The organism is methane-oxidizing endosymbiont of Gigantopelta aegis (genome assembly GCF_016097405.1).
Classification (GTDB): domain Bacteria; phylum Pseudomonadota; class Gammaproteobacteria; order Methylococcales; family Methylomonadaceae; genus Methylomarinum.
In genome coordinates this window covers 1,105,932-1,131,339 of record NZ_JAEHGD010000001.1, presented here as the reverse complement: position 1 = coordinate 1,131,339, position 25,408 = coordinate 1,105,932, and the positions used below count along the sequence as shown (strand labels likewise).

The following is a 25,408-nucleotide window of genomic DNA, read 5'->3' as shown; positions in this document are numbered from 1 at the left end:
TTATGCTTTGGAGTGGTGATAGCTTAATGCCATAAACCACTGATATGCCAATAGGGTGGCTTTCGATTGGATGATAAAGGAAGTTGTTTTTTATGGGCATCGGCCTGTATCGACGTAAACCAGTCTGCGCGATCCACATCATTTTTTAATGCCATAATCCGTTTGATACGCTCTTCGGTTTCAGGGTGAGTGCGCAAAACAGAAGGCACTGGCACTTTATAGCCGGGAAGAAAGATACGTTCCATCCAGCTACCTTGTCGTTCTTCAATCTTCATTAAAGCACGCGCCAGTGCATCAGTATCACCCATTAATAAAACAGCATTTAAATCGGCATGATATTCACGGGTTCTGGATAAGGACAATTGCGCTAGCGCGCTTAAATCGGGCGCAAAAATCAGTAGCAGAATCGCACCCCAGTGAATCGTCGCGGCAGACATTAATAGCAATGGTAGGTTGACCCACAGCAGGAATTGACCGAGTAAGGACAACAAGCTGGTTGTGCGACTAAACATATCCGCTAAACCCATAATCCATAAATCATTATTACGGATATGGCTTATTTCATGGGCTAAAACAGCAACCAGTTCATCTAGCGTCAATGTTTCAAGCAGCCCTTCAGTAATTGCAATAGCCGAATTTGAAGGCGTTCCGACAGCAAACGCATTGAGTATCTGACTTGGAATCAAATAAAGCTGTGGTTGCGCATTGAGACCGGCGCGTTGAGTTAGTATTTCAAGCGCCTCATTTAAGGTGGACATTTGTTGGGGGTGGATGGGTTTAGCGCCATACAGATTCATAACCCATTGGGGCGCGATGAAACTGTTCATCATGACGCTGATAATACCCATGCCAACTAAGCTGATGACACCATCCTCGCCCCATAACAAGCCACCTAACAGTGCCAAAAAACCCACGATAACCAATAGCAACAACAATGATTGCAGGCGGTTAAGCCAGGCATGCTGTTGCCATTTGAAAGCGTCAATCCTGTCTTCATTCATGTGTTAACGCAACTGCTGCAATCGCTTAATCTGTACTTCCAGGTCTTCAATTTTTTCCATCAAATCCAGTGCTAATGCGGCACCTGCCAGGTTAACACCTAAATCACGTTGTAAGCGTTTCGCCCGCTTGATGCGAAACAGACTGGTACCTTGAAAACGCAAGTTATCCGATTGAGCCTGTAGGGGTTCAATGACACCATATTCAATAAACTCATAAACTGTTTCAGCTGGCATGTGGCTAGCTTTGCATAAATCGGCCAGCGTTAATTCAACATCCTCTTCTAGAATATCACCCGTCAATAAAGACAGTATTGGACTACTCATGCGTTACACCCCCAGTTTGGCGCGTGGATTGAAAGGAACGGCTTCAGCGAAAGCCTTGTATGCCGCTTTAGCCTCTTCAGTATTTGCCGGAGGCAGGGCAATTTGTAAAACAACATAAAAATCACCTGCTGGTTTGCCGGGTATACCTTTACCTTTTAAGCGCAATTTCTGGCCACCCTTGGAGTTTGCAGGTATTTTTAAATCCAATATACCGGTTGGCGTCGGCACTTTAACTTTTGCCCCTAATGCGGCTTCCCAAGGGGCAACTGGTAAGTCCAGATAAACATCTTTACCTTCGACACGATACAAAGGATGTGGCTTGAACGCGATTTCCAGGTATAAATCCCCCGCCTTGCCTTGCCCTACACCCGGCGAGCCTTGACCTGACAGACGTAAATGCTGGCCTTCCTTGACGCCTTTAGGGATTTTTACATTCAACGTACGCTCTTTGACCTGTGGACGGCCATCCGAGCCGAGTTCGGTATGCTTTAGTGTAATGGTTCGGGAGGCACCATTGTAAGCATCTTCCAGATCAATCAATACCTTAGCGTGTGCATCTTCGCCGCGCACATTGTATTCCCGATAGCCGCCAGCCTGCGCACCAGCGCTTTGACTATACGCAGCCCGACCAAACAATTCTTCGAAAAAGTCACTAAAACTAGAAGAATCCGCACCGGTGAAGCCACCGCCATGAAACTCAAAGCCTTGATCCCAGCCTGGCGGTGGATTGAAATCCTGCCCGGCTTTCCAGTTGGCGCCTAATTGGTCATACGCCGCCCGTTTTTCAGGATCTTTCAAGACTTCGTAGGCTTCACCAACTTCTTTAAATTTAGCTTCCGCATCAGCCTCTTTACTGACATCAGGATGATATTTTCGCGCCAGCTTGCGATAAGCCCGCTTGATTTCATCCTGGGAAGCATCGCGGCTAACGCCCATGATTTTATAATAATCTTTATATTCCATTGTCTCTTTTTATTATCTGATTGTTAGGATTTCACTTTAGGTAGGATGGGTTAAGCGACAGCGAAACCCATCAACATGCCTCTGTCATTTGTTTAACCCAGCTTTGTCATTGTCGATCCATAAATATTTGTTTTTCTGCATGCGATATTGGCAACGCCGGGTTAAATGATGCGTCTTTTGGCCTAACCTTACCAACCCAACGTAATAAAGCGTTGCATATTACCTTGGCGAATTAACAGTAAAACCCGCTTTTTAGCCTTACTTTTTGCGACAGCTTGTTTAAACTCGGTAGCGTTTGTCACAGGTTTTCGGTTGACCTGTAAAATAACAGTTCCAGGTCGAATACCTGCCAGCGCAGCAATAGAGCCTGGTGCAACCTCAGTGACCACAACGCCTTTGACCGCAGGAATACCGAATTGCTGTGCAAGCGCCGGGGTCAAGGTTTGAACAACTAACCCTAATTCTTCTGCATTTTGTTCAGGTCCTTGGGCAATCAGTTCGTCTTTATTGAGTTTACCGATAACGACTTTAAGCGTTTTCTTCTCGCCATTTCGTAATATGACCAAATCCGCACGGGTTCCGGGTGGCGTCAAGGCAACACGGTTGCGGAATTCACCGACATCGGTCACTTTTTTGCCCCGGTATGTCACAATAACATCACCTTGTTGCAATCCGCCTTGCGCGGCCGGCGTACCCTCATTAACCTGGGCGACTAGAACGCCTTCGCCAGGTTGTAAACCAAAAGACTCAGCCAGGTCTGAGGTCATTTGCTGAATCACAACGCCCAAATATCCTCGCGTGACTTCGCCTTTATCAATCAATTGATCGGCGACAGCTAAAGCCAGATTGATCGGAATGGCAAAGCCGATGCCCATATAACCGCCGCTGCGACTGAAAATTGCGGTGTTCATGCCGATGACATCGCCGTAAATATTGACTAATGGCCCACCTGAATTACCTGGGTTGATGGCGGCATCGGTTTGAATAAAGTCTTCATAGTCATTGATTCCGATACCGGTACGACCTTTAGCACTGACGACACCGACGGTGACGGTATAACTCAAACCAAAAGGATTGCCGATCGCAATCACCCATTCGCCGACTTCCAATGTGGAGGAATCGCCTGCTACCAAGGCCGGGTGATCATCTGTGTTGATCTCGATGACGGCAACATCAGATAATGGATCGCGACCGGTAATTTTGGCGATATATTCCTTGCCATTTTTAAATTTCACCCGAATTTTGTCGGCATGTTCTACCACATGATTATTAGTCATGATGTAGGTCTTATTTTTTAACAGGCCATCCTTAACCTTGAAAACGAAGCCCGAACCTTGTCCGACCACCCGGTTTTGTGGGGCTTGCTGCGGTTGTGGTGGGCGCTGAGGCCCTGGAATGCCGGGTAACGGTGCACCGAAAAAACGGCGCAGAAATTCATCCGCCATAGGGTCCTGGCCAAACGGCAGTGCAAACTGTGGGGCTTGTCTGGCCGGTACTTTGGCTTCAATCTGGATAGACACCACCGAAGGCGATACCTTTTTGGCAACCGATGAAAACGCCCGACTGGTCTGACGCAGGTTTTCAATGCCGCTGTCTTGCTTGGCATAGGCGGGAACGGCAATAAAACAACATAACAACAGTAATCGCGTTATGAATTGAATTTGCATAACAAACTCCTTTGATTTTAGTGATAATATGCAGTGCTATCCGCTTATTCGGCTTAAATAGCGCAACCTGTTTGGGGAGTTGCCTATGACCTGGCCAGTTGCCAATGATTCCATAGGATTTAAGGTTTCAAGTGGCGTTTTGCTTCATCCCATAGCGCATCGAGTTCGGCCAGTTCACAGTCTTGTAATTGCCGTCCATTATTGGCAAGCGACTGTTCAATAAATTGAAACCGCTTTGAAAATTTGTCGGTTGCCCGTTTTAAAGCGATTTCTGGATTAACATTCAAATGGCGCGCCAGGTTGACCACAACCAGTAACAAATCCCCGATTTCTTCTTCAATATGGGGCTGATTTTCAGAAATCCAAGCCTCTTTGACTTCATCAAGTTCTTCCAAAACCTTGTCAAACACTGGGGGCGCATCAGGCCAGTCGAAACCATGGTGGGCTGCCCGGTCTTGAATTTTTTCACAATGTGTCAAGGCCGGCAGGGTTTTGGCGATACCGTTTAACACGCTTTCGTCGGCTGTATCGGTAATTTTTTGTTTGCGTTCTTCCATCTTGGCCTGTTCCCAAGCCTGTTGGCGCTCAGCATCGGTTTTAAACTGGACGTCGGCGAAAACATGCGGATGGCGTCTGACTAGTTTATCGCTAATGGCCTTGGCCACCTGTTCAAAATCAAACAGGTTTTTTTCTTTGGCCAGCTGGGCGTGAAAGACAATTTGTAATAACAAATCGCCCAATTCGCCGCGTAAGTCGTCAAAATCTGCCCGCTCTATGGCGTCAACGACTTCATAGGCTTCTTCTAGTGTATAAGGCGCCAGGGATTTAAAATCTTGCTTTAAATCCCAATCACAACCGGTTTCAGGGTCGCGTAACTGCGCCATGATATGTAATAAGCGTTCAGTTTGTTTTAACATTAAAATGAGGTGTCAAAATTTTCCTGATAACGGCGTTTGAAATCATCGAGTGAAAACTGGTGATTTTGAGTACCTTCGTGTTCAATCTTAATGGCGCCCAATAGTGAGGCAATACGGCCAGTCGTTGGCCAGTCATAGTCATTCAGCAGGCCGTAGAGCAGACCGGCGCGAAAGGCATCGCCACAGCCAGTTGGGTCTTTAATCGCTTTTACTTTAGCCGCAGGAATGTCAAACTTTTCACCCTGACTGTAAATCACAGAACCTTTTCCGCCCAAGGTGATGATTAAGGCATCAACTTTTTCTGCGAGTTGTTCCAGCGACAGACCTGTGCGCTCCATCATTAATTCAGATTCATAATCATTGAACGTGGCATAACGGGCAAGCGATATCAATTCCATCAGCTCGTCGCCATCGAACATGGGCATGCCTTGGCCGGGATCGAAAATAAACGGAATGTTTTGTGCGGCAAATTGGCGGGCATGTTCCTGCATCCCCAGTTTGCCATCGGGTGAAACAATGCCGATATCAATACCTGCATTTTCCGGCACGCTATTCAAATGTGAATCATTCATCGCGCCGGGATGGAAGGCGGTAATCTGGTTATCATCTTCATCGGTGGTGATATAAGCTTGGCCGGTGTAATGGCCATCTAAGATTTTGATGAACTCTTGCGAGATGCCACATTGGCTTAACCAGTCGGCATAGGGCTCGAAATCATGGCCAACGGTTGCCATAATCAATGGTTCTTCACCGAGTAATTTCAGGTTGTAAGCAATATTACCCGCACAGCCGCCGTATTCACGGCGCAGATGGGGAACCAGAAACGACACATTCAGCATATGAACCTTGTTCGGCAGAATATGATTTTTAAATTTGTCGTGGAATACCATGATGGTATCGTAGGCCATTGACCCGCAAATCAGTGCACTCATTTTGTTCCTCAAGCAATCATAAAATTAAAATAGAGACCCAAACGATAACCGTCCAGGTCAAACTTAAAAATACCGCAGCCGAACCAATATCCTTGGCACGGCCTGATAATTCATGGTGTTCAAGGCCGACTCTGTCGACTACCGCTTCAATGGCTGAATTTAATAATTCCACTATCAAAACAAGAAACAAGCAACTGAGTAGAATAAGGCGATCCTCAATGGTTTCGCCTAACCAGATAGCCACCGGAGCCATAAGTACGGACAGCAAAAGCTCTTGCCTGAAGGCTTCCTCATGCTGCCAGACGGCTTTGAACCCTGATAGAGAAAAGAAAAATGCATTCCAGATGCGTCGTAAGCCTTTATGTTCTTGATTTGCCATATCTCAGCCCCCAATATGCTGCCGATAGTCTTCGGCACTCAGTAACTGATCAAGCTCTGACAGATTATCGGCTTTGATGGCGAATAACCAGGTATCATAAGGGGATTCATTGACCAATTCCGGCTCATCGGCCAAGTCTTCATTGATTTCAACCACCGTACCTGTAACGGGGCTATATAAATCGGATGCCGTTTTTACCGATTCAACGGTGGCGCATTGTTCGCCCTGAGTCAGTTGACGACCGATCTCCGGCAGGTCGATATAGACCAGGTCGCCGAGTTCAGATTGAGCAAAATCGGTGATGCCGATGCGGATAACAGTATCTTCATCCAATTTTGACCATTCATGGGTTTTGGCATAACGTAAATCAGCGGGTAGTTCTGTCATGATAGTTGTGTCGATAACGAGTTAAAGAAATTGAGTGATTGAGTTTGCGCTATATGATAGGCCAATAAGCGTCGAAATACATCCGGATCTTTTTGCTGCGTCAACGCACCTTCGCGCGGAAATTGCTGATGATAGTGTCGTGATAAACAAAATCTGAGTGCGGCAAAACGGCAATAAAGCGGCCATAATGCCTGTTCATCGGGCGTTAGTCGCCGGATTGTTTGATAGCCGTCTAATATAGCCCGACATAAGTCAGGCTGCCAGATGCCGTTTATGACACACCAGTCATTACAGCTAATGGCCAGATCCAAAATAAAGACACCCTGACAGGCACTGTAAAAATCCAGCAGGCCGCTGATAACATCGCCGACAAATAACACATTATCACGAAATAAATCGGCGTGAATAACGCCAGCCGGTAAGCTTGAGCATTGTCTGTGTCGTTGGAAGCTTAGCTCTGATTCCAACAAGGCTCTATCATTAGGCGGTAGCACCGGCGCAAGCTGTTGAAAAAGAGACTGGCAAGCACTTAAATCACGCGAATTATGACGCACAAAACTCAACTGCGGGCTTAATTGGTGCAGGCGAGCCAAATATTCGCCAATGGCAAAACAATGGCTTGCGGTTGGATTTTCAACTGATGCACCGGGGATGCACTGGAATATCGCCGCACGCTTGCCCTGAAGCCAATGTAATGTTTGGCCGGTTTTATCGACAATACATTCAGGTGCAGGAAAACCATGCAGATTTAATTGATGGAGTAGTGTCAAAACAGGTAGAACTTCGGGCTCAGGCAGGCTTTCATACAAGGTCAAAATATACTGTCCTCGTGAGGTCAAAAGCCGATAATTACTATTTTCGATGCCTGCTTCAATACCATGCCATGAAATGAGCGAACCGATGTCATATCGTGTTAGCAGGGCGTTAAGCGACTGAAGCGAAACCTCTGTATAAACCGACACCGTCACCTAATCCCATTCTAAGAGCTTCCATTGATTTATGTTTAGCCCTCTATCCAGATCAGAGCCTCTAACATCCATATTGCCATCCCCATCGGTATCGATCAGATAATAGGCCGGACCAATATCCGGTTTAACCCGAATCATATACAGTTGCCCATTGATTCTAAATTCCTGAATGGTGTTTTTACCTTTTCGAATAATGGTAATATCAGGCTCCATATTTTGATCTGACTCCACCGGCAGAGGCAAATCCGGTGGTTCCGGTATCGGTGCTTGCTCCTCGGCCCAGCCAATTATTGGCCATAAAGCCAAAATAAAAATCATGCGTCTCATAACAAATTCACAAAGGTGATTTCAATGGCTTCATCTTAACGCATTTAGACTGATATGCCAGTAATTCTCCCCGAAAAAAGCTGTATATGATAGTAGACCATGCAGCTATGACAATTTACTGGCTCTTAGTGCTAATGAAAGTGTATTAACTGTAAACGGGATACATGCTTTTCCAAGGTCCAGAACAGCCGTGTAAGCATCAGCAATCACAAAAAGTCCAGGCTGAACTGTCCGGAAAAGCGTTGACACATCAATTTATACCGTAACCGTTGAACCGTTTTGTCCACGCTGAACGATTCGGCGGTTGCGGCATAAACTTGGCTTCATCGACATAAGCCAACTCAATCTCACCTTTTTGATCACGTTCAACTAATTGCTCAATCTCTTGTCTTGCTTTTTCGAAGGCCTGTTCATCACGCTTTTTTTTTAAACTGTAGCGCGTGCGTTTCCAGTATCGGAACCACATCCAGGCATCGCTGACCCCTAACGGAATACGCTCAGGGGTGATGCAGAGCGTAGGGTGACAATACATGCCGCGTTGGGCATCATGAGACAACCGCCCCAAGCCTTCTGTTTTCTGACCATTGAAGTCCAGTCCGTCGTATCTTGCAAACAGAGGACGACCGGTTTTTCGCTGTTGATTATTCTCTGTTCAACCTGAGTCGTATGGGCTTTTAATAGTTTTCCCCAGCTCACATTGTCATTACTGTAAAAACGGTAGGCCGCTTAGGTCTCCGCCCAGCCTTGACAGGCCTGAGGTATACTGGATTTCGGCGACTTCGCCAGTGTTTCAAGCAGTTTCACCGCCCGTTGCTTGATACGTTCATCGCCTAAGTCCAAATGTTGAAATTCCTTTTCTGCCCAGTTCGTCATCTTTGCCCCCAAATTTCTCTATTTTACAGTTTGTGGGGGAGCTGTGTGTAAGGAGATGATCTGTACCGGATAAGAAATTGTCTAAGACTAGCACATTTGTTTCTGACCACTTACTGAGAATAATAGTTGAATTTCGAATCGATATATGCTCTCATGGCAGCACAACCTATATGTTAGTTAAATGGGTTTACACTTAATTTTTACGACGAAGTCTGCTTTTTTCTCTGCGATAGTGGTTTCGTCCAACAATAGCATCAAGCAAGAAGGCAGTCGAACGCGTCACTTATGCTTCATGTTAAACACGTATTGGAAAAATAAATACCTTTATCAAGTATTTTATGGTGTAAGGATTATTAATAAATAAATTAGATATTATTAACTTAATTGAAATTAAGGTTTAAACTACTATTACAGTGTTATTTTTAAATATGGAGAAGAGTAAATGGCTCAATATTCACCGCAAACACGTGGAATAAGATTAGGTTGGATTGAAGCGTGGCGAAAAAAACATTCGGAATCGCCATCAATTAACAAATGTTGTAGTAAAGCTGGAGTATCTCCTTCATCATATCGTCGTTGGCGAAAATGGGCAGAAGAAGATAGTGAGCATATTTCTGCACCAACTAATAAAACATTTTCCGTAATACTTAACGGTGATATGGATGGTGTACCTGACATGGATAATGTCCCTGATTTGGATAACCTTCCAGACGCATAATTTTGGATATAACAATGAAAAAAATATTTTTACGGTCATATTTACTTACAGCTGCAATCGGCATTTTTTTTATATTGGAAGGGTGTGCTACAGCTCCGAATGCACGCTTTATAAAAAAAGCAAATGATAAGAATGCCTTTTATGCGACAGACTCTCGTTTAAGGCTTATCGTTAATTCTACGCCATCTATTTTTTCACTTCCTGGTTTGGTTGATCCAAAACGCATTGTTTGTACAGAACCTAGTCCTGATGTAGCGACTGTTCTAGCAAATTCGTTTGGTTTTGGTATTAATGTATTAGGTTATGGTAATGCTGCGTTAACTACTGCGCAGGCAGAAGGGTTAATTCAATTAGGTGAACGCACTGCATCTATACAGCTGTTACGTGACAAAATGTATCAGAGCTGTCTTGCATATCAAAATGGAGCAATTTCTGGGACTACTTACAGCTTAATTATGACTAAACTTGATGATACCATCATCACTTTGATGTTAGGAGAAGTAGCTGCTGGAGCATTTGGACGAAGTCTTGGCGGTATAGGTACAGAAGCGAATGCTGAGGCTAGTGCGGCTATGTCAGGATTGCCTGGTGAATTGAAGAATATTGATGAAAGCGGTGCTAAAATTGCGGATAAAAATCAAAAGATCGATACTTTAGAAGATGAGGTCAAAGCCTTAGAAGATGAGGTCAAAGCCTTGGAAACCACCACGCCTGTGGAGGCTGGTCGTATCGAGGCTAAAAAAGCAACTTTAGAAACTAAAAATACGGAATTGGCAAAGACCAAAGCAGAACGGGATGCACTCCTTCAAATTATTCAAAGCACTGCCCAGACAGCAAGTAAAAGTGTAGCGAAGGTTAATAAGTTAGTAACAGGTGGCAGTATTGGTCAAAATCCAGGAGCCTTGATTGCGGCTGAATTATCTCGCATGCAAGATAATTTTATTTCTGATGCGTCAATTGATCAGGTCATTACATCTTGTCTTGTGGATTTAGGACAAAAACCTTCTTCAGAAGAAATTATAACATTGCTGTTTAAAGAAAAAACCAGGCAAAACATTGAGATAACAGATGAAGATAAAGATAAAATTAACAAACTTATAAGTCAAAGAGCTAAGGTAATATCAGCACCAACAATGTTGACCAAATTTTGCACTACAAATCTTAATGCGATAATAGAAAAAGCCAGAATAGACAATCAAGCTTATCGCATTAAGAAAGTTAAAACAGCGCAAATTTCTGATGCTATAAAACTTAAAATAGCTGAGACTAGGGGCTGTTGCCGTTTTGAAAATCCCCCTTGAAATTCAATAACTCCGCCACATAGATTGTTTATTTTGACTCAAAAACAAGCAAACTATGCCGCGACAACTGCTTACGGATGAACTTTGGGAGAAACTGAAGATAATTATGTTGAAAATGGGAATTTATGACAAACCTTGTCTTCGAAAAACAGTCGAAGGTATTTTTTATCGCTTGCGAGTAGGTTGTCCCTGGAGAGATTTACCCACGGCTTTTGGTAATTGGAATGCGGTATATAAACGATTCAATGACTGGTCTCGTAAAGAAAAACTGATGGGTATTTTTAACGCCTTGGTTGTTGATCCAGACCTGGAATGGGAATTTATTGATGGGAGTATTGTGAAAGCACATCAGCATAGTAGTGGTGCCTGTGAACAAGAAACAGCGATAGGGAAATCTGTCGCCGGGAACACCAGTAAAATTCATATGGCCGTTGATGCCTGTGGTCTTCCTATTCATTTCTCAGTGACAGGCGGCGAAGTTCATGACTGTAAAGAAGCACCGAAATTAGTTGCAGAGCTCCCAAAAGGTGACTATATAGTTGCTGACAGAGGCTATGACAGTGAAGCATTACGTCTTCAAATTAAAGACAAAGGGGCTGTTCCTGTTATCCCAAGAAAAAAGAATTCAACTCGGGGAAATGATGAAATGGATTGGTGTCTCTACAAATATCGCCATCTCGTTGAAAATGTGTTTGCAAGACTTAAGCATTTCAGAGCGATCGCCACGCGATATGACAAACTCAAACGAAATTTTGAAGGCTCTATCGCTCTGGCTTGCGCCTTTTATGGTTACCTATGTGAAATGGCAACAGCCCCTAATATGAGTCGAGCAAGAGAAAAAACACTTCAAACACAAAAGACGATGCTCGACGATTGTGCTAGTCGATTTTCAAACGATGCAACCAAGAAAAAATGTGAAGATGCTGTTTTAAAGTAGGTGTGAGGCATAAAGTTTGGATGCGTTAAGTGGATGACAGAAAATGATGTTGAATATATTTTATTGCCGTTATTGTATGACTTGCGATTACAAGTAATGAAAATAGTAACGTAACAGAATATATTTACAGTCATTTAATCCTTACCATTTTTGCTACCGCAAAAAACATGCCTCATTTGTCTCGGCTTATCTTATTTAGCCGTTAGGTTGGTCAGTTCTAAGATAGTCAATTTTGTTAACAAAAATTATGAATCAATATTATGAAATTACATAAACTTATATTTTTTATCTTCTTATTAATATTTTATTCGGGTCGGTTATTTTCAGCTCCAGTATTATTTGATTTGACACTATTTGAAGATAACCCTGGGAATGCGAGTTATTCTGGTATATTTACAATTGATTCGGCAGATTTAGCTGCACTTCCACCGACGGGTCTTTCATTTTCATCACGAATAACAAGTATTGAGATTGACATTTCTGGTATATTATTTGATATCACTCCCAGTTTGGTATTTGCAGGAGCGAATGATGGTATAATTTCTGGAATTACCAACATTAATAATGATGGGTTTTTGTCCTCTTCACACTCTAATTTTTCACTGTTTTTTAGGACTAGCGCTGGTTTTCCATTTGATTGGGTTGTGAGTGATAATAGCGGGATTGTGAGAGGTGGGGCTGGTAGTGGATCATATTTAGTATCTGAGCGGGTTATATCAGAGCCAGCAGCAATTTGGTTATTTTCTTTAGGTTTAATTGGGTTTATCAGAAGCAATAAATCATTAAAAATATCCTCATTAAGTGGTTAGGAATATGCTTACTTGTCTACGTAGATAGAAGTGGGTATGTGAAATAGCATTTTTATCACTAAAACGACCATGCTTATCCAAGTTACCTTAAATCTATCAGAAACAGAATTATAAAGATTGGAGACGATTATTAAATACAACCTAACTTTGTTCTAGTTACTTAAGGAGAAACTACTATAAATGAATTATAGCTATTTTAATTCTAAATTACAGCCTAATAGTATCCGAATGAGGTATAAATCATGAATATTAAAGATACAAATAAAATAACTTTTGGAAATACATTAGTTAAAATTATTGTAAAACCTAATACCAGAAAATGTGGTATTGCTAGGGTAGAGGACTTTTTGTTAAGTGGTTAGCAAAAAGTTAAGTTGTATTCCGAGCTAAATCCCTTATGAATTTTATCGATTTCATTTTCTAATTCCTCAGGCTCCATTTGTTTAAAGGGCAACCATTCATATTTTATTTTACGCCACAGCATTTCAATTCGGTTCAGCTCTGGCGAATAAGGGGCAAAAAGTAAAATTCCATGCCTTCCTCTTTCAGCAATTCCCAATAGGGAGCGAGTTTTTGCTGGTGTGAATCGAAGCATTATCTAAAATCACTACCAAGGGTTTGCGTATTGTTTTAATCACCGCCATCAAAAAAAAAAAGAAAAACAATCCGGTAACACTTCTCCAAAGCTTTGCCAACATGAGTTTACCGGATGAAAACATAGCCCCTATTAAATTAAGTCGCTGGCCTCGTTTGGCCGTGACACAATGTGTTTCACCTTGTTTAGTCCAGGCTGAACGATTCGGTGGTTGCGGCATAAATCCGGCTTCATCGACATAGGCCAACTCAATCTCACCTTTTGAGCACGTTCAATTAATTGCTCAATCTCTTGCTTTGCTTTTTCGAAGGCCTGTTCATCACGCTTTTTTTAAACTGTAGCGCGTGCGTTTCCAGACAAATCCCAAGCGCTTTAACGTCTGATGTAAACATCGGTCACTGACCTCAATACCACATTCATCCTTTAACTTTTTCAATAAATACCGTGAAGTGAGTGCTTCTTCTGTAACCCATTGCGACAGTAATTGCTGAGCTTCCAGTGAAATTTTTTGGGGCGCTCCGCTACGGGGACTCTCGGGTAAACTGGCAAAGCCTTCTTTGAGCCAGCGGCGCCGACGCCGTCTGATCGATTCAACATGATGTCCTTGTTGCTTTGCAATGTCTGCTGTACTCATTCCTTCATGAAGAAGTTTTATCGTCATTGCTCGATCTCGTTCTCGCCAGTCACTCCCCTTTTTAATAATCGTTTCCAATATTTGCAATTCTTCTTCTGATAGCTCTATAGTCACTCGGATAGGCATGGTTATTTCGTAGGTAAAATTGCTATTTTACACAACCTAACTTTAATCTAAACACTTACCACCGACAGTGTAGTTGCAAAGGCAACAATAGTAACTGACAAAAAAACAAGCTTTTTAGAGGTAGACTGGGGGGATGGCGAAAAGAGTAATATTAATATGAGGTATGCTGATTTCCATAAGATTCCAGCTTTTGATGGCGCAAACTCACTACTACCTGGTACCTATGAGATCTATCATAAATATGCTGTAACGCCAGCGAATCTTCCAAACATTGGCCCTGCTTCGGAAGAGTACATTGTTACTCTTAGGACAATTGATTTTAACGGTGATTTTGATTTTAGGCTTAAAAATATCACTATAGAACCTAAATATCGTATTAATTTTTATGCTTTATCTGTAGGGCTTAAAAATCAATGTGATAGCGGGGGAGTGAATGAGTTCACTGTTATTCAAACTGTAGGAGAAGATGTGAAAAATGAATGGGACTGGCATCCATCGGATGATTTTATTTTTGCTATTCCAACCTACAGATTAGAAGGAAGCCAGCAATCCCAAGTATTCACAGTCTCTAGCACAAGTAATTCAACTATTGAATTAATACATTTTAGCTTTACTGAGCGCGATACATGGTACGACGACAAAGGCTCACTGTTTTATAGTACAATTCTTAGTTCTTATCTTAATGACATTGAAGAAAATAACTCTGGACGTTTAGAAGGCACAATTAGTATTTACGATTCAAATCCTTTGTGGCAAGCAGGTTGTGACTTATTTTACGCTGTTGATTGGGAGATTGGATTAATTGTTCCTTTTCCCTCAAATAATCAAATAATGTTTAATGCATCATAAAATTCAAACGCCTTTGTTTGGAAACTCCAGCAATTCCCGCTGAGCAGATGAACCCAGCAAAAACAGGGTTTTGGAGGGGAGATAAGAAAAAGTATTCGTAACCATTTATGTCGCAAGGCTGTTAATTCAGCCTTGCGATTGGTGGGCCAGACAGCGACAAGTTGTGATTGTTTATGGCAAAGCTGGGTTAAAATACGACTTCAATCCAACCATTCGGAATTAATCTTATGTCCAAGACGCCCTTCCGCAAAGACCTGAGTATTCCCGGTTTACTCGCTACAGCCCGTAAAGTTTTCGAAACGATTCCCGATGACATGTCCGGCACTCAGATTCCCCTGGCCGATCATCTGATGTCGGCGTTGGCCCTGTTTGGCTTGAAATATCCCTCATTACTGCAATTTGATCAGGCCAGCCGTCAGGATGATGCGACCCGTCATAATTTGCGCACCTTGTATGGTATTGCCACGGCGCCGAGTGACACGTTTATGCGTGAGCGCCTGGATCGTGTTGATCCTGCTTGCTTGTTACCGGTGTACCGTCAGCTGTTCAAGTCATTACAACGCGGCAAAGGGCTGGAAGGTTTTGAAGTATTTGAGGGGCACTACCTTCTCTCAATTGATGGAACTGGTTTGTTTTCCTCACAGAAAATCCATTGCCCTCACTGTTGTGAAAAACATCACCGCAATGGCCAGATTACCTATTATCATCAGCTCCTCGGCGCGGTATTGGTTCATCCTGAACACCGAGAAGTCTTCCCACTGGCACCAGAGCCTATTCTCAAGCAGGACGGACAAACAAAAAACGACTGTGAGCGCAATGCAGCCAAACGCCTGTTGGCCCAGATACGACGCGACCATCCACGACTCAAATTGATTGTTGTGGAAGATGCGCTGGCTTCCAACGGGCCCCATATCAAGCAGCTGGAAGCATTGAATTATCGTTTTATCCTGGGCGCTAAAAAAGGTGACCATCCTTATTTGTTCGAATGGGTCGACAGCAGTGAAACCACCCGGGAATGGGAACAGATTGACGAACACGGTACCCGACACCGTTTCCGCTACCACAATGAGGTACCCTTAAACGATACCCATTTTGACCTGACGGTCAATTTCCTTGAATACTGGGAAACCCGACCCAATGGCAAAACACAACACTTTAGCTGGGTCTGTGACCTGCCGTTAAATGAGGACAACCTGATGCCCATCATGCGTGCCGGTCGGGCACGTTGGCGTATTGAAAATGAAACGTTTAACACCCTGAAAAACCAAGGCTATCACTTCGAACATACAATGGTCACGGCAACCAGAATCTGGCAACCGTACTGATGCAGATGATGATGCTGGCCTTTCTGATTGATCAAATCCAACAGCGTTGCTGCCGATTGTTTCAACGAGGTCTCGAAAAGATGGGCAGCAAGATACGCTTTTGGGCGGCTCTGCGGGAAAGATTTACCTATTATCTGATTATGGACTGGGAAAGCCTCTATAGCAGTTTAGCTTACAAACTCAAGCCATCGGCAATAACCATTGACACATCCTGAATAGGTTGCCGTGATCAGCGCTAAATGTCAACCAACCTGTCGCATTTTTTGCAATAATTTACGAAATGAATTTTATTAAGCTGCTTGACATTCTGTTGTGTTGAAATTTTCCTTATCCGGATTAAGATAAACATGGCCAATGGGCGTTAAATTTCGTGTTTGTCGTCCATTCCATCGCTCTGGATTGTCTCTTTTTGCTTGCTCGATGACTCGTTTTCTTTTTCGAGTACGGCGCTGTCTAAGCCGTTATGGCGTTGGTTGGGTGTTACAAACTTGAGCGCACTGTGTTGATGTTCATTGTTGAACCAACAAACGAAAGCTTCAACCCAGTTCCTGGCTTCGCTTAATGTTTTAAAAGGGTTTTCTGGAAAGGTATGATGATATTTGACTGTTTTAAATAACGATTCTGAATAAGGATTATCATTACTGACACGAGGTCTGCTGAACGACGTGGCAATGTCTAAATCGACCAATTTGGCCCTTAATGTTGCGCCTTTCATCGGACTGCCGTTGTCAGAATGTATCACCAATTGCTTTTTGTCGATGTTTTCCCGGCGAGCGATATCTTCGATCAAATCAGCAGCGTGCGCTTGATTCGGCATCATGAACTTGCCAGCCTACGATTTTCCGACTATAGATGTCCATCACCATGTAGAGGTAAAAATACTGCCCTTTGACGGGGCTTAATAAATACGTAATATCCCACGAGTAGATTTGATTGGCCTGTGTGGCTTTGAGTGACTGCGGTTTATTATGCTGACCTGCGGCTCCTTTAGCTCTGTGCTTAAGCTGGTTGTGGGCTTTCATGACACGATAAAAGGTTGATTCTGATGCGAGATAGCAGCCCAAATCCAATAACCTCGGAACGATTTGATGCGGCGTTAAAGCGCTGTATTCCGGTTTATTAATCACGGTGATGATTTCTTGCTTGATGGCCTCGGATAATTGATTGTGCACAGGCGCTGTATTGTGCAGTCGTAGGTCTTCTGAGAGTCCTTCTCCCCGGTTCCAACGCTGATAGGTTCGAGCTGATATACCCACCAGTTCACAGGCTAATTTCTGCCGCGCTCCATTGTCAACGGCTTCATCAATGAGTGCGCTGTAGTGTTGGCGATCTGAGTAGGCGATTAATCGGCCGCCTTTTCCCCCAGATCGCTTGGCACTTTTTGATAACACCAGTAAAGCCGCTGTTTCTGATAACGCTTTCTCTTTGCGGTTTAGCTCCTTATGCAAACGCTTGTTTTCTTGTTTGAGTTTTGTTTGCGCCTGTTTATATACGGATTCTGTTGATTTAGATTCTGACAAAAATTCCGCTTTCCAGGTATTTAGATGATGTAAGTAGATGCCTTGTTCACGACAATAGGCGCTAGCCTGATCATCGGTGAGATGATGACAATGAACAATGGCTTCAAAACGTTCTACTGTATTCCAATCTTGAGGGCTTTTTTCTTTTGACATGTTTGACTCTGTTTTTTCGAGTTGATTTTTCTTAGGGGCTGTTGCCGTTTTGAAAATCCCCTTGAAATTCAATAACTCCGCCACATAGATTGTTTATTTTGACTCAAAAACAAGCAAACTATGCCGCGACAACTGCTTACGGATGAACTTTGGGAGAAACTGAAGATAATTATGTTGAAAATGGGAATTTATGACAAACCTTGTCTTCGAAAAACAGTCGAAGGTATTTTTTATCGCTTGCGAGTAGGTTGTCCCTGGAGAGATTTACCCACGGCTTTTGGTAATTGAATGCGGTATATAAACGATTCAATGACTGGTCTCGTAAAGAAAAACTGATGGGTATTTTTAACGCCTTGGTTGTTGATCCAGACCTGGAATGGGAATTTATTGATGGGAGTATTGTGAAAGCACATCAGCATAGTAGTGGTGCGGCCTGTGAACAAGAAACAGCGATAGGAAATCTGTCGCCGGGAACACCAGTAAAATTCATATGGCCGTTGATGCCTGTGGTCTTCCTATTCATTTCTCAGTGACAGGCGGCGAAGTTCATGACTGTAAAGAAGCACCGAAATTAGTTGCAGAGCTCCCAAAAAGGTGACTATATAGTTGCTGACAGAGGCTATGACAGTGAAGCATTACGTCTTCAAATTAAAGACAAAGGGGCTGTTCCTGTTATCCCAAGAAAAAAGAATTCAACTCGGGGAAATGATGAAATGGATTGGTGTCTCTACAAATATCGCCATCTCGTTGAAAAATGTGTTTGCAAGACTTAAGCATTTCAGAGCGATCGCCACGCGATATGACAAACTCAAACGAAATTTTGAAGGCTCTATCGCTCTGGCTTGCGCCTTTTTATGGTTACCTATGTGAAATGGCAACAGCCCCTAGCTAACCGAATCCATTTTTGAAGTGTGGAGTAACCCACACCTAAAGTAACTGCAATTTGCTTTAGCGATTGTTCTGGTCTTCTGGATAATGCTTTTTCTACTGATTGTACTTTAAATTCTTGGCTAAATACGCTCATTTTTGTCTCCTGATTTAAAATTTCCTAGGCGACAGGTATGTTGACATAGGGGGTCAACGCCCAGGGTCAGTTGAGTCAGGTCATTAGATCCAATGGAGAAACCATCAAATAATTGGGCAAAGGCATCAATCTGAATGACGTTATTGGGTATTTCACACATCACATAGAGTTCCAGATTGTTTTCGCCTTGTTTTAAGCCGAGCTGAGCCATTTTTTCAATAACCCGTCGCGCTTCATCAAGACGGCGGCAAAACGGTATCATCAAAATAACATTGTTTAATCCCATTTCGTCTCGCACCCGTTTCATGGCCGCGCATTCTAAAGCAAAGCCTTGTTCGTAAGCCGGATGGGTGTAGCGGGCGGCGCCACGAAAACCGATCATGGGATTGGCTTCTTGGGGTTCAAAGTCACGGCCACCGATCAGGGCAGCATATTCATTGCTTTTGAAGTCGGACATTCGCACCACAACGGGTTTGGGATAGAATGCCGCGGCGATGGTACCGACACCCTCGGATAGGCGTTGAATAAAATAGCTCGGCGCCGCTGCCGTAGTGCCGGGTTAGGTTTTGAATACGCTGCTTGTCTTGTGGATTAGTGACTTTTTCAGGTTGTAGCAAGGCTAAAGGGTGGACTTTAATGTATTCATTGATAATAAATTCCATCCGGGCCAAGCCAACGCCATCATTAGGCAGGAAACTGGTTTTAAATGCGAGTTCTGGGTTGCCTAAATTCAGCATGATTCGGGTTTTAGGGCGAGCTAAGTTGTTTAAATCAGTTTTGATGACTTCAAAGGGTACTTTTCCCCGATAAACCTTTCCGTTGTCACCTTCGGCGCAGGATACGGTGATGGTTTCGCCCGGCGCGATCGCTTCGGTAGCATGGTCACAGCCGACGACTGCAGGGATACCCAGTTCACGCGCAACAATGGCTGCATGACAGGTTCTGCCGCCGCGATTGGTGACGATGGCGGCAGCAATACTCATAATAGGCTCCCAATCGGGTGTTGTCGTATCGGCGACCAAAATTTCACCCGCTTTAAATTCTGATAATTGTGTTGTGTCGGAAATAATATGTGCCTTGCCCGTCGCAATTTTAGTCCCGACCGCATGGCCGCTGATAATGATTTCACCCGGTTGTGTCAGGCGATATTCTTCTAAAACTGTCCCTTGTTTCTGCGAATTAACTGTTTCGGGTCTGGCTTGTACCATATACAATTCACCATCAATGCCGTCTTTGGCCCATTCCATGTCCATAGGTTTATCATGCCCGGCTTGCTGGCTGTATAAGGCTTCAACCTTAATGGCGTAGTCGGCAAGTTTTAATACATCAGCGTCGGATAAGCAAAAACGACTGCGTTCTTCATTTGATGTCGGGATATTTGTAGTGGCTTCACGGGTATTGCCTTCTTGGTACACCATTTTGATTTTTTAGAGCCTAGAACTCTTCGCAGCACACAGCGAAAACCTTGTTTAAAGGTAGGCTTATGCACATAAAATTCATCCGGCTCGACCGCACCTTGCACAACATTCTCGCCCAGCCCATAAGCTGCGGTGATAAAAACAACATCGCGAAAACCCGATTCGGTGTCTAGCGAAAACATGACTCCGCTAGTTGCAATATCAGAGCGCACCATTTTCATGACGCCGATGGATAGGGCGACACTGAAGTGATCAAAGCCCTGATCAATGCGGTAATGGATGGCGCGATCAGTAAACAGGCTAGCGAAACAACGTCGGCAGGCCTCCAGTAAAACATCATCGCCGTGGATATTAAGGTAGGTATCTTGTTGTCCGGCAAAACTCGCCGTCGGTAGATCTTCGGCTGTTGCAGAGCTTCGGACAGCCAAGCTTAGTTGCTCACCATATTGCGTTTTAAGGCGTTGGTAAGCCTCAATAATTTCAGTCTGTAAATCATCCGGTAGGCCAGCGGAATAAACAATGTCACGCGCTCGTTTTCCGGCATAGGCTAATTGTTTAACATCGGCAGGATCTAAGTCGTCCAGCAATTGATGCAATTCATCCCAGGCTTCAGCGTTATCCAGGACATAACGATAGGCTTCAGCGGTGATGGCGAAGCCATTCGGAACCTTTACGCCTTGCGGCATGAGCTGTTGATACATCTCACCCAATGATGCATTTTTGCCACCGACCAGAGGAATATCGTTGATGCTGATTTCTTCAAAAAAGCGGATATATTTGTAGTGCATGGCGTGCCCTCTCGGTTTAGCTAAAACGTATGTTTATCATTACCTGCAATATGAGGCTAAAGCAAGGTTTTTTCAATAAACTGGGGATTATGACAGATAGGTTAGAGAGCAAGAAAAATATAGGAAAAAAGAAGCTAAAGCCAATAAAATCAGACAGATGACGGCAACTGTCACAGCTTGATTACGTGCAAATAACACGGCGTAAAAGGCTTTGAGCAGGTTGTTACTGGCCGTGGCGATGATAACCGATGCGACGATAGCATGATTGTCTACCGTAAATTTTCCCGATAACAACGATAGAATAAACGGATCAATATCGGTAAAGCCGACAATCAGAGCCAGAAATTTTAAGCCATGATTGCCATAATGTTGCGCCACATATTCGGTCATCAAGGTGAAAACGACAAACATGAAGGCAAACGCGAGGGCTGTCGGTAATTCTAGAGGGTGTTGTGATGTATGAGAGGGATGTTTGTACATCTCCTGATGGTTGAAAAACAACAGGCCGAGGGCGACGAGGCAAGAGACGACAATAAGCAAACTGAAGGGTAATAATAATTGATGGCCGATAGAATCATTCAATAAATAAACGATGATTAGCAAACGCAAGTACATCATAGCCGTTGCAATGATCAGTGCGGCTGAAACGAGGGGCCATTCCTGTTTCATCAGTTTAGCGCGTCGGCTGATGACAACCGTGACGGCGGTACTCGAATAAAGTCCGCCTAAAATACCTGTCAGCAACAGTCCGCGTGACTTGAACAAATAGGTCTGCGCCAAATAACTGGCATAAGAGAGTGCGGAAATAATGATGACCGCCAGCCAGATTTTATAATAAGTGACAGGGATCAATGCCGAGATTTCACGATCCGGCAATAACGGTAAAATAACGCCCGATAATATCAGGAACTTGGCCAGGGTTATGATTTCACGGTTATCAAGATTCCTGGAAAACTGATGAATCAGTGATTTTTCACTCAATACCAGAATTAGCAAAACGCTGAATAAAATCAAATACCACGATGGAAAATTGACGATTATCGGGCCGAGCAGAAAAACTGAAAAGGTCAGGATGATTTCCAACAGGGTGAAAACATTAGCAGCGCTTTGTCGCCAATAAAAATTGCCAACAACAAACCCAGTACGCCGAGTCCTGCGAGGAAAAATTGTCCATTGGGATTGAGTTGATACAGTAACAGGCCAAACAGGCCTACCAATAAAAAGGTTCGGATGCTACCGAAACTGAATTGATACTGATTGGCCTTTAAATAATTATGATATTCAAGCCCAATCAGAAATGAAAAAATGGTCGTCAATAAAAATTCTGACAGTGGCGCAGGAAGGTTTGGCAACATAAGAACGATTAGCCCCCAAACGCCTCAATCTGCCGCCGAATACCCTCCACATCCAGCCCGGTCAGTGCCAACAACTCCTCGCGGCTACCCTGTTCGATAAACTGATCCGGCAAGCCGATATTCAGCACCGGCATCAGGATTTGCTGTTGCTGTAAAAACTCATTTACCGCACTGCCGGCGCCGCCAGCGATGACGTTTTCCTCCACCGTAACCAGCATGTCATGGCTTTTGGCCAGCGACAGAATCAAATCCTCATCCAATGGCTTGATAAAACGCATATTGACCACCGTGGCACCGAGTTGTTTACCGACCACCAATGCCGGCGCCACCATAGACCCCAAGCCAGAATCGCCATGCGGCCGCCCTGATGACGTACCTCGGCTTTGCCTAAGGGCAGGGCGCTCAAATCCTCGGTTACTGGCACACCCGGGCCTTTACCACGCGGATAACGCACCGCCGCAGGCCCCTTGTATTCAAAACCTGTTGTCAGCATCTGCCGGCATTCATTCTCATCGGCCGGTGCCATCAACACCATATTCGGAATACAGCGCAAAAGCTGATATCAAACACCCCGGCATGGGTTGGCCCATCGGGTCCGACCAAACCGGCACGATCCAAGGCGAACAACACATCCAAATTTTGAATCGCCACATCATGAATCAACTGATCATAAGCCCGTTGCAAAAAAGTCGAATAAATCGCCACCACCGGCTTCATTCCCAGACACGCCTGGCCTGCCGCCAGCGTCACCGCATGTTGCTCAGCAATCGCCACATCAAAATAACGGGCCGGATACCGTTTTGAAAATTCCACCAGTCCCGAACCCTCCCGCATGGCCGGCGTAATGCCCAACAACCGCTCATCGGTCGCCGCCATATCACACAACCATTTTCCGAATACCTGGGTATAAGTCGGATGCACACTCGCCGCCTTCGGCAGCGAGTCCTGCTTCGGATCAAAAGCCGGCACCCCGTGATAGGCTAGTGGATCCTTCTCAGCCGGCTCATAACCTTTCCCTTTTTGCGTCACCACATGCAAAAACACAGGCCCCGACAAATCCTTGATATTCTCCAAAGTCGACACTAAGGTCTCCACATCATGGCCATCGATCGGCCCGATATAATTAAACCCCAGCTCCTCAAACAGCGTTCCCGGTGCAATCATGCCCTTGACATGCTCCTCCGTGCGCCGAGCCAACTCCCACACATTCGGCATCACACTCAACACCTTCTTGCTTTCTTCCCGCACCGACGAATACAAGCGCGACGAAATCACCTTAGTCAAATACTTATTTAACGCCCCGACATTCGGCGAAATCGACATATCATTATCATTCAACACCACCAGCATATTCGCGCCGATATCACCGGCATGATTCATCGCCTCAAACGCCATGCCACCTGTGATACTGCCATCGCCGATAATCGCCACACAATGCCGTTTCTCCCCTTTAAGCTGAGACGCAATCGCCATCCCCAACGCTGCACTGATTGAGGTACTCGAATGACCCACACCAAAGGCGTCATACTCGCTCTCCTCCCGGTTCGGAAACGCACAAATGCCGTTCAACGTTCGAATCGTCGGCATCTTATCCTTACGCCCGGTTAAAATCTTGTGCGGATACGCCTGATGGCCGACATCCCACACCAGCGGGTCATAGGGGGTATTAAACACATAATGCAAGGCCACCGTCAGCTCGACCGTGCCGAGTCCTGCCGAAAAATGGCCACCCGATTGGCTGACGGTATGGGTCAGATAGCGGCGCAGCTCTTCGGCAACCTGCGGCAGTTGATCGGCGGGCAGGGCTCGCAGGTCGGCGGGGAAGTTGATAGAATCGAGTAGTGGATATTTTTCGGAAACAGTCATCTTTAAAATCGTTCAGTAAAGGTGGTTCAATACCTTGTATTTTAGTCAGGAATTGGCGCTACAAAACGAAAACCTGTGGTCGAGTCAGTGGCGAGCTCACTCAAATTGCAGGTTTAATCGGCTTAATGAGTGCGCTCAATGATGTATAGCGACAAATCCCGTAATAAATCGGCTTCAGGACCAAAATCAGCCAGGCTTTCAATCGCCTGTTCATGCAAATCGCGGGCTTTTTCTTTTGCTCCCGCAAGGCCTAACAGCGCCGGATAAGTCGGTTTGTCATTGTTTTTGTCTTTGCCCTGAGTCTTGCCGAGTGTGGCGGTGTCGCTTTCTTCGTCGAGAATATCGTCTTTTACCTGAAAAGACAGACCAATACATTTGGCGTAATGGTCCAGCTTTTTGGCGACTGCAGGGTCGATATCGGTTTTGCTCAAACTGGCGAGGTTGACGCTGGCGCGAATCAGGGCGCCGGTTTTATGAATATGCATGATTTCCAGTTCCGGCAGGCTGATCTTTTTTCCGACTGAGGCCAAATCAATGGCTTGCCCGCCGACCATGCCTTGTGAACCACTGGCTTTGGCCAGGGTTGTAATCATCTGCAAACGCGCATCAGGGGTCACTTTGATGCTGTCGTCATGGGCCAGAACTTCAAAGGCTAAAGCCTGCAAGGCATCACCTGCCAAAATAGCTGTCGCTTCATCATAAGCGACATGGCACGTTGGTTTACCGCGACGCAAGTCGTCATCATCCATGGCCGGCAAATCATCATGAATGAGGGAATAAACATGAATAAATTCGACGGCACAGGCTGGGCCATCGAGGGTATCTTCATTTAATCCCAAAGCTTTGCCGGTGGCGTAAGTCAGCATTGGACGCATTCGCTTGCCTCCGTTAAGAACGCTGTAGCGCATAGCTTCATGGAGTTTTTGCGGCAAGATATTTGCAGCCGGTAAACGTGCGTCCAAGGCCGATTCTACCCGGCTTTGGCAGGCGGTTAAATAGTTTTTTAAAGCGTCACTCATGGGTATAGGGCTCCAGCGTTTGTTGTCCGTCTTTTTCTAATAAAATGTGTACTTTCTGTTCGGCTTCCTGCAAGGCTTTCTGGCAGATGCGTGTCAGTTTGATGCCGCGCTCGAAGGCTTGTAATGATTGTTCCAGCGAACAATCGCCTTGCTCCATTTGTTCGACAATTTGTTCGAGTTCGGCCAATGATTCTTCAAACAGTGCCGTGTTCTTTTTTCTTGCCATATTGATT

At 44.6% G+C, this 25,408-nt stretch carries 29 protein-coding genes and 3 pseudogenes; 8 read left to right on the top strand and 24 right to left on the bottom strand.

Annotation, left to right across the window (positions count from 1 at the left end; translation table 11 throughout):
* Positions 1-23: 23 nt before the first annotated feature.
* The 12 genes from JEU20_RS05650 to JEU20_RS05595 all read right to left on the bottom strand — a co-directional run bounded on the left by JEU20_RS05650 (position 24) and on the right by JEU20_RS05595 (position 8,738).
* Positions 24-1,001, bottom strand: a complete 978-nt coding sequence (locus tag JEU20_RS05650; protein WP_198244091.1) for a zinc metalloprotease HtpX — start codon at positions 999-1,001, stop codon at positions 24-26.
* A gap of 3 nt (positions 1,002-1,004) precedes the next feature.
* The gene (locus tag JEU20_RS05645; RefSeq protein WP_245395119.1) at positions 1,005-1,325 is read right to left on the bottom strand and encodes a chaperone modulator CbpM; all 321 of its coding nucleotides are present in this window, start codon (positions 1,323-1,325) and stop codon (positions 1,005-1,007) included.
* Between the two features lie 3 nt (positions 1,326-1,328).
* The gene (locus tag JEU20_RS05640; protein ID WP_198244089.1) at positions 1,329-2,288 is read right to left on the bottom strand and encodes a DnaJ C-terminal domain-containing protein; all 960 of its coding nucleotides are present in this window, start codon (positions 2,286-2,288) and stop codon (positions 1,329-1,331) included.
* Between the two features lie 188 nt (positions 2,289-2,476).
* Entirely contained in the window at positions 2,477-3,955 is a 1,479-nt protein-coding gene (locus JEU20_RS05635) for a DegQ family serine endoprotease (RefSeq protein ID WP_198244087.1), read from the bottom strand.
* A 119-nt stretch (positions 3,956-4,074) separates the two neighbouring features.
* Complete coding sequence (gene mazG, locus JEU20_RS05630) at positions 4,075-4,872, bottom strand: nucleoside triphosphate pyrophosphohydrolase (RefSeq protein ID WP_198244085.1); 798 nt, start codon at positions 4,870-4,872, stop codon at positions 4,075-4,077.
* Positions 4,872-5,804, bottom strand: a complete 933-nt coding sequence (locus tag JEU20_RS05625; protein ID WP_198244083.1) for a carbohydrate kinase family protein — start codon at positions 5,802-5,804, stop codon at positions 4,872-4,874. Before JEU20_RS05625 ends, mazG begins: the two co-directional genes overlap by 1 nt.
* Positions 5,805-5,820: 16 nt before the next feature.
* A complete protein-coding gene (locus tag JEU20_RS05620; protein WP_198244081.1) occupies positions 5,821-6,183 on the bottom strand; it encodes a diacylglycerol kinase in 363 nt (120 codons plus the stop codon).
* A 3-nt stretch (positions 6,184-6,186) separates the two neighbouring features.
* On the bottom strand, positions 6,187-6,570 hold the full coding sequence (gene gcvH, locus JEU20_RS05615; RefSeq protein ID WP_198244079.1) for a glycine cleavage system protein GcvH: 384 nt from the start codon (positions 6,568-6,570) through the stop codon (positions 6,187-6,189).
* Positions 6,567-7,532 (bottom strand): homoserine kinase, encoded by a 966-nt coding sequence (locus tag JEU20_RS05610; protein WP_198244077.1) that lies wholly within the window; start codon positions 7,530-7,532, stop codon positions 6,567-6,569. The genes gcvH and JEU20_RS05610 overlap by 4 nt, the downstream gene beginning before the upstream one ends.
* A 6-nt stretch (positions 7,533-7,538) precedes the next feature.
* Entirely contained in the window at positions 7,539-7,865 is a 327-nt protein-coding gene (locus tag JEU20_RS05605) for a DUF2782 domain-containing protein (protein WP_198244075.1), read from the bottom strand.
* A 250-nt stretch (positions 7,866-8,115) separates the two neighbouring features.
* Positions 8,116-8,430, bottom strand: a complete 315-nt coding sequence (locus JEU20_RS05600) for a hypothetical protein (protein WP_214657287.1) — start codon at positions 8,428-8,430, stop codon at positions 8,116-8,118.
* A gap of 161 nt (positions 8,431-8,591) precedes the next feature.
* Positions 8,592-8,738, bottom strand: a complete 147-nt coding sequence (locus tag JEU20_RS05595; protein ID WP_198244071.1) for an IS4/Tn5 family transposase DNA-binding protein — start codon at positions 8,736-8,738, stop codon at positions 8,592-8,594.
* Positions 8,739-9,180: 442 nt separating this feature from the next.
* On the opposite strand from JEU20_RS05595, the gene JEU20_RS05590 reads away from it, so the two are divergent.
* The 4 genes from JEU20_RS05590 to JEU20_RS05575 all read left to right on the top strand — a co-directional run bounded on the left by JEU20_RS05590 (position 9,181) and on the right by JEU20_RS05575 (position 12,503).
* On the top strand, positions 9,181-9,456 hold the full coding sequence (locus JEU20_RS05590) for a hypothetical protein (protein WP_198244069.1): 276 nt from the start codon (positions 9,181-9,183) through the stop codon (positions 9,454-9,456).
* 14 nt (positions 9,457-9,470) lie between these two features.
* Positions 9,471-10,757, top strand: coding sequence for a hypothetical protein (locus JEU20_RS05585; RefSeq protein ID WP_198244067.1), 1,287 nt, complete (start codon positions 9,471-9,473; stop codon positions 10,755-10,757).
* A gap of 55 nt (positions 10,758-10,812) precedes the next feature.
* Positions 10,813-11,558, top strand: a protein-coding gene (locus JEU20_RS05580) for an IS5 family transposase (protein ID WP_245395118.1) whose coding sequence is annotated in 2 segments (ribosomal slippage) — positions 10,813-11,539 and positions 11,539-11,558 — 747 coding nt in all. Because the reading frame shifts where the segments join, the coding sequence is not laid out codon by codon here.
* A gap of 396 nt (positions 11,559-11,954) precedes the next feature.
* Complete coding sequence (locus JEU20_RS05575) at positions 11,955-12,503, top strand: hypothetical protein (RefSeq protein WP_198244063.1); 549 nt, start codon at positions 11,955-11,957, stop codon at positions 12,501-12,503.
* Between the two features lie 358 nt (positions 12,504-12,861).
* Here JEU20_RS05575 and JEU20_RS05570 read toward each other — a convergent pair whose 3' ends face one another.
* The 3 genes from JEU20_RS05570 to JEU20_RS05560 form a co-directional block, all read right to left on the bottom strand.
* The gene (locus JEU20_RS05570; RefSeq protein WP_245395117.1) at positions 12,862-13,098 is read right to left on the bottom strand and encodes a transposase; all 237 of its coding nucleotides are present in this window, start codon (positions 13,096-13,098) and stop codon (positions 12,862-12,864) included.
* Entirely contained in the window at positions 13,049-13,318 is a 270-nt protein-coding gene (locus tag JEU20_RS15830; RefSeq protein WP_425356703.1) for a transposase, read from the bottom strand. The genes JEU20_RS05570 and JEU20_RS15830 overlap by 50 nt, the downstream gene beginning before the upstream one ends.
* A 99-nt stretch (positions 13,319-13,417) precedes the next feature.
* Positions 13,418-13,858, bottom strand: coding sequence for a helix-turn-helix domain-containing protein (locus JEU20_RS05560; protein WP_198244057.1), 441 nt, complete (start codon positions 13,856-13,858; stop codon positions 13,418-13,420).
* Between the two features lie 156 nt (positions 13,859-14,014).
* Between JEU20_RS05560 and JEU20_RS05555 the strand changes: the two genes are divergently transcribed.
* From JEU20_RS05555 to JEU20_RS15080, 3 genes are all read left to right on the top strand, one after another.
* Positions 14,015-14,707, top strand: coding sequence for a hypothetical protein (locus tag JEU20_RS05555; protein WP_198244055.1), 693 nt, complete (start codon positions 14,015-14,017; stop codon positions 14,705-14,707).
* Between the two features lie 227 nt (positions 14,708-14,934).
* The gene (locus tag JEU20_RS05550; RefSeq protein WP_245395116.1) at positions 14,935-16,032 is read left to right on the top strand and encodes a transposase; all 1,098 of its coding nucleotides are present in this window, start codon (positions 14,935-14,937) and stop codon (positions 16,030-16,032) included.
* Positions 16,032-16,247, top strand: coding sequence for a hypothetical protein (locus JEU20_RS15080; protein ID WP_245395115.1), 216 nt, complete (start codon positions 16,032-16,034; stop codon positions 16,245-16,247). The genes JEU20_RS05550 and JEU20_RS15080 overlap by 1 nt, the downstream gene beginning before the upstream one ends.
* Before the next feature lie 146 nt (positions 16,248-16,393).
* Here JEU20_RS15080 and JEU20_RS05545 read toward each other — a convergent pair whose 3' ends face one another.
* Both JEU20_RS05545 and JEU20_RS05540 read right to left on the bottom strand, forming a co-directional pair.
* Entirely contained in the window at positions 16,394-16,849 is a 456-nt protein-coding gene (locus JEU20_RS05545; protein ID WP_198244053.1) for an integrase core domain-containing protein, read from the bottom strand.
* Positions 16,824-17,777, bottom strand: coding sequence for a transposase (locus tag JEU20_RS05540; protein WP_198244051.1), 954 nt, complete (start codon positions 17,775-17,777; stop codon positions 16,824-16,826). The genes JEU20_RS05545 and JEU20_RS05540 overlap by 26 nt, the downstream gene beginning before the upstream one ends.
* A gap of 48 nt (positions 17,778-17,825) precedes the next feature.
* On the opposite strand from JEU20_RS05540, the pseudogene JEU20_RS05535 reads away from it, so the two are divergent.
* Positions 17,826-18,575, top strand: a pseudogene (locus JEU20_RS05535) (IS5 family transposase).
* On the opposite strand, the gene JEU20_RS05530 reads toward JEU20_RS05535, so the two are convergent.
* The 7 genes and pseudogenes from JEU20_RS05530 to JEU20_RS05505 form a co-directional block, all read right to left on the bottom strand.
* Complete coding sequence (locus JEU20_RS05530) at positions 18,568-18,729, bottom strand: transposase (protein WP_198244049.1); 162 nt, start codon at positions 18,727-18,729, stop codon at positions 18,568-18,570. The pseudogene JEU20_RS05535 and the gene JEU20_RS05530 sit on opposite strands and share 8 nt — an antisense overlap.
* 52 nt (positions 18,730-18,781) lie before the next feature.
* Positions 18,782-20,935 (bottom strand): annotated as a pseudogene (gene ppsA / locus JEU20_RS05525) (phosphoenolpyruvate synthase); the annotation flags it as partial.
* Between the two features lie 87 nt (positions 20,936-21,022).
* Entirely contained in the window at positions 21,023-22,018 is a 996-nt protein-coding gene (locus JEU20_RS05520) for an MgtC/SapB family protein (protein ID WP_245395114.1), read from the bottom strand.
* Positions 22,003-22,290: a hypothetical protein gene (locus JEU20_RS15075; protein WP_245395113.1), complete on the bottom strand. Its 288-nt coding sequence runs from the start codon at positions 22,288-22,290 to the stop codon at positions 22,003-22,005. Before JEU20_RS15075 ends, JEU20_RS05520 begins: the two co-directional genes overlap by 16 nt.
* 8 nt (positions 22,291-22,298) lie before the next feature.
* Positions 22,299-24,156, bottom strand: a pseudogene (dxs, locus tag JEU20_RS05515) (1-deoxy-D-xylulose-5-phosphate synthase).
* A 122-nt stretch (positions 24,157-24,278) separates the two neighbouring features.
* Positions 24,279-25,175, bottom strand: coding sequence for a (2E,6E)-farnesyl diphosphate synthase (ispA, locus tag JEU20_RS05510; RefSeq protein WP_198244047.1), 897 nt, complete (start codon positions 25,173-25,175; stop codon positions 24,279-24,281).
* Complete coding sequence (locus JEU20_RS05505) at positions 25,168-25,401, bottom strand: exodeoxyribonuclease VII small subunit (protein WP_198244045.1); 234 nt, start codon at positions 25,399-25,401, stop codon at positions 25,168-25,170. Before JEU20_RS05505 ends, ispA begins: the two co-directional genes overlap by 8 nt.
* Positions 25,402-25,408: the final 7 nt, after the last annotated feature.

What these genes read in the sequence shown, in the direction of transcription:
- JEU20_RS05570 (WP_245395117.1), bottom strand. Translation starts at nt 13,098, where the DNA reads ATGCTTCGATTCACACCAGCAAAAACTCGCTCCCTATTGGGAATTGCT.
- JEU20_RS05595 (WP_198244071.1), bottom strand. Translation starts at nt 8,738, where the DNA reads ATGACGAACTGGGCAGAAAAGGAATTTCAACATTTGGACTTAGGCGAT.
- JEU20_RS05645 (WP_245395119.1), bottom strand. Translation starts at nt 1,325, where the DNA reads ATGAGTAGTCCAATACTGTCTTTATTGACGGGTGATATTCTAGAAGAG.
- gcvH (WP_198244079.1), bottom strand. Translation starts at nt 6,570, where the DNA reads ATGACAGAACTACCCGCTGATTTACGTTATGCCAAAACCCATGAATGG.
- JEU20_RS05505 (WP_198244045.1), bottom strand. Translation starts at nt 25,401, where the DNA reads ATGGCAAGAAAAAAGAACACGGCACTGTTTGAAGAATCATTGGCCGAA.
- mazG (WP_198244085.1), bottom strand. Translation starts at nt 4,872, where the DNA reads ATGTTAAAACAAACTGAACGCTTATTACATATCATGGCGCAGTTACGC.
- JEU20_RS05585 (WP_198244067.1), top strand. Translation starts at nt 9,471, where the DNA reads ATGAAAAAAATATTTTTACGGTCATATTTACTTACAGCTGCAATCGGC.
- ispA (WP_198244047.1), bottom strand. Translation starts at nt 25,175, where the DNA reads ATGAGTGACGCTTTAAAAAACTATTTAACCGCCTGCCAAAGCCGGGTA.
- JEU20_RS05555 (WP_198244055.1), top strand. Translation starts at nt 14,015, where the DNA reads ATGAGGTATGCTGATTTCCATAAGATTCCAGCTTTTGATGGCGCAAAC.
- JEU20_RS05640 (WP_198244089.1), bottom strand. Translation starts at nt 2,288, where the DNA reads ATGGAATATAAAGATTATTATAAAATCATGGGCGTTAGCCGCGATGCT.
- JEU20_RS05620 (WP_198244081.1), bottom strand. Translation starts at nt 6,183, where the DNA reads ATGGCAAATCAAGAACATAAAGGCTTACGACGCATCTGGAATGCATTT.
- JEU20_RS05550 (WP_245395116.1), top strand. Translation starts at nt 14,935, where the DNA reads ATGTCCAAGACGCCCTTCCGCAAAGACCTGAGTATTCCCGGTTTACTC.
- JEU20_RS05625 (WP_198244083.1), bottom strand. Translation starts at nt 5,804, where the DNA reads ATGAGTGCACTGATTTGCGGGTCAATGGCCTACGATACCATCATGGTA.
- JEU20_RS15075 (WP_245395113.1), bottom strand. Translation starts at nt 22,290, where the DNA reads ATGTTGCCAAACCTTCCTGCGCCACTGTCAGAATTTTTATTGACGACC.
- JEU20_RS05575 (WP_198244063.1), top strand. Translation starts at nt 11,955, where the DNA reads ATGAAATTACATAAACTTATATTTTTTATCTTCTTATTAATATTTTAT.
- JEU20_RS05545 (WP_198244053.1), bottom strand. Translation starts at nt 16,849, where the DNA reads ATGCCGAATCAAGCGCACGCTGCTGATTTGATCGAAGATATCGCTCGC.
- JEU20_RS05650 (WP_198244091.1), bottom strand. Translation starts at nt 1,001, where the DNA reads ATGAATGAAGACAGGATTGACGCTTTCAAATGGCAACAGCATGCCTGG.
- JEU20_RS05560 (WP_198244057.1), bottom strand. Translation starts at nt 13,858, where the DNA reads ATGCCTATCCGAGTGACTATAGAGCTATCAGAAGAAGAATTGCAAATA.
- JEU20_RS05590 (WP_198244069.1), top strand. Translation starts at nt 9,181, where the DNA reads ATGGCTCAATATTCACCGCAAACACGTGGAATAAGATTAGGTTGGATT.
- JEU20_RS05635 (WP_198244087.1), bottom strand. Translation starts at nt 3,955, where the DNA reads ATGCAAATTCAATTCATAACGCGATTACTGTTGTTATGTTGTTTTATT.
- JEU20_RS05605 (WP_198244075.1), bottom strand. Translation starts at nt 7,865, where the DNA reads ATGAGACGCATGATTTTTATTTTGGCTTTATGGCCAATAATTGGCTGG.
- JEU20_RS15830 (WP_425356703.1), bottom strand. Translation starts at nt 13,318, where the DNA reads ATGCCGCAACCACCGAATCGTTCAGCCTGGACTAAACAAGGTGAAACA.
- JEU20_RS05530 (WP_198244049.1), bottom strand. Translation starts at nt 18,729, where the DNA reads ATGAGCGTATTTAGCCAAGAATTTAAAGTACAATCAGTAGAAAAAGCA.
- JEU20_RS15080 (WP_245395115.1), top strand. Translation starts at nt 16,032, where the DNA reads ATGCAGATGATGATGCTGGCCTTTCTGATTGATCAAATCCAACAGCGT.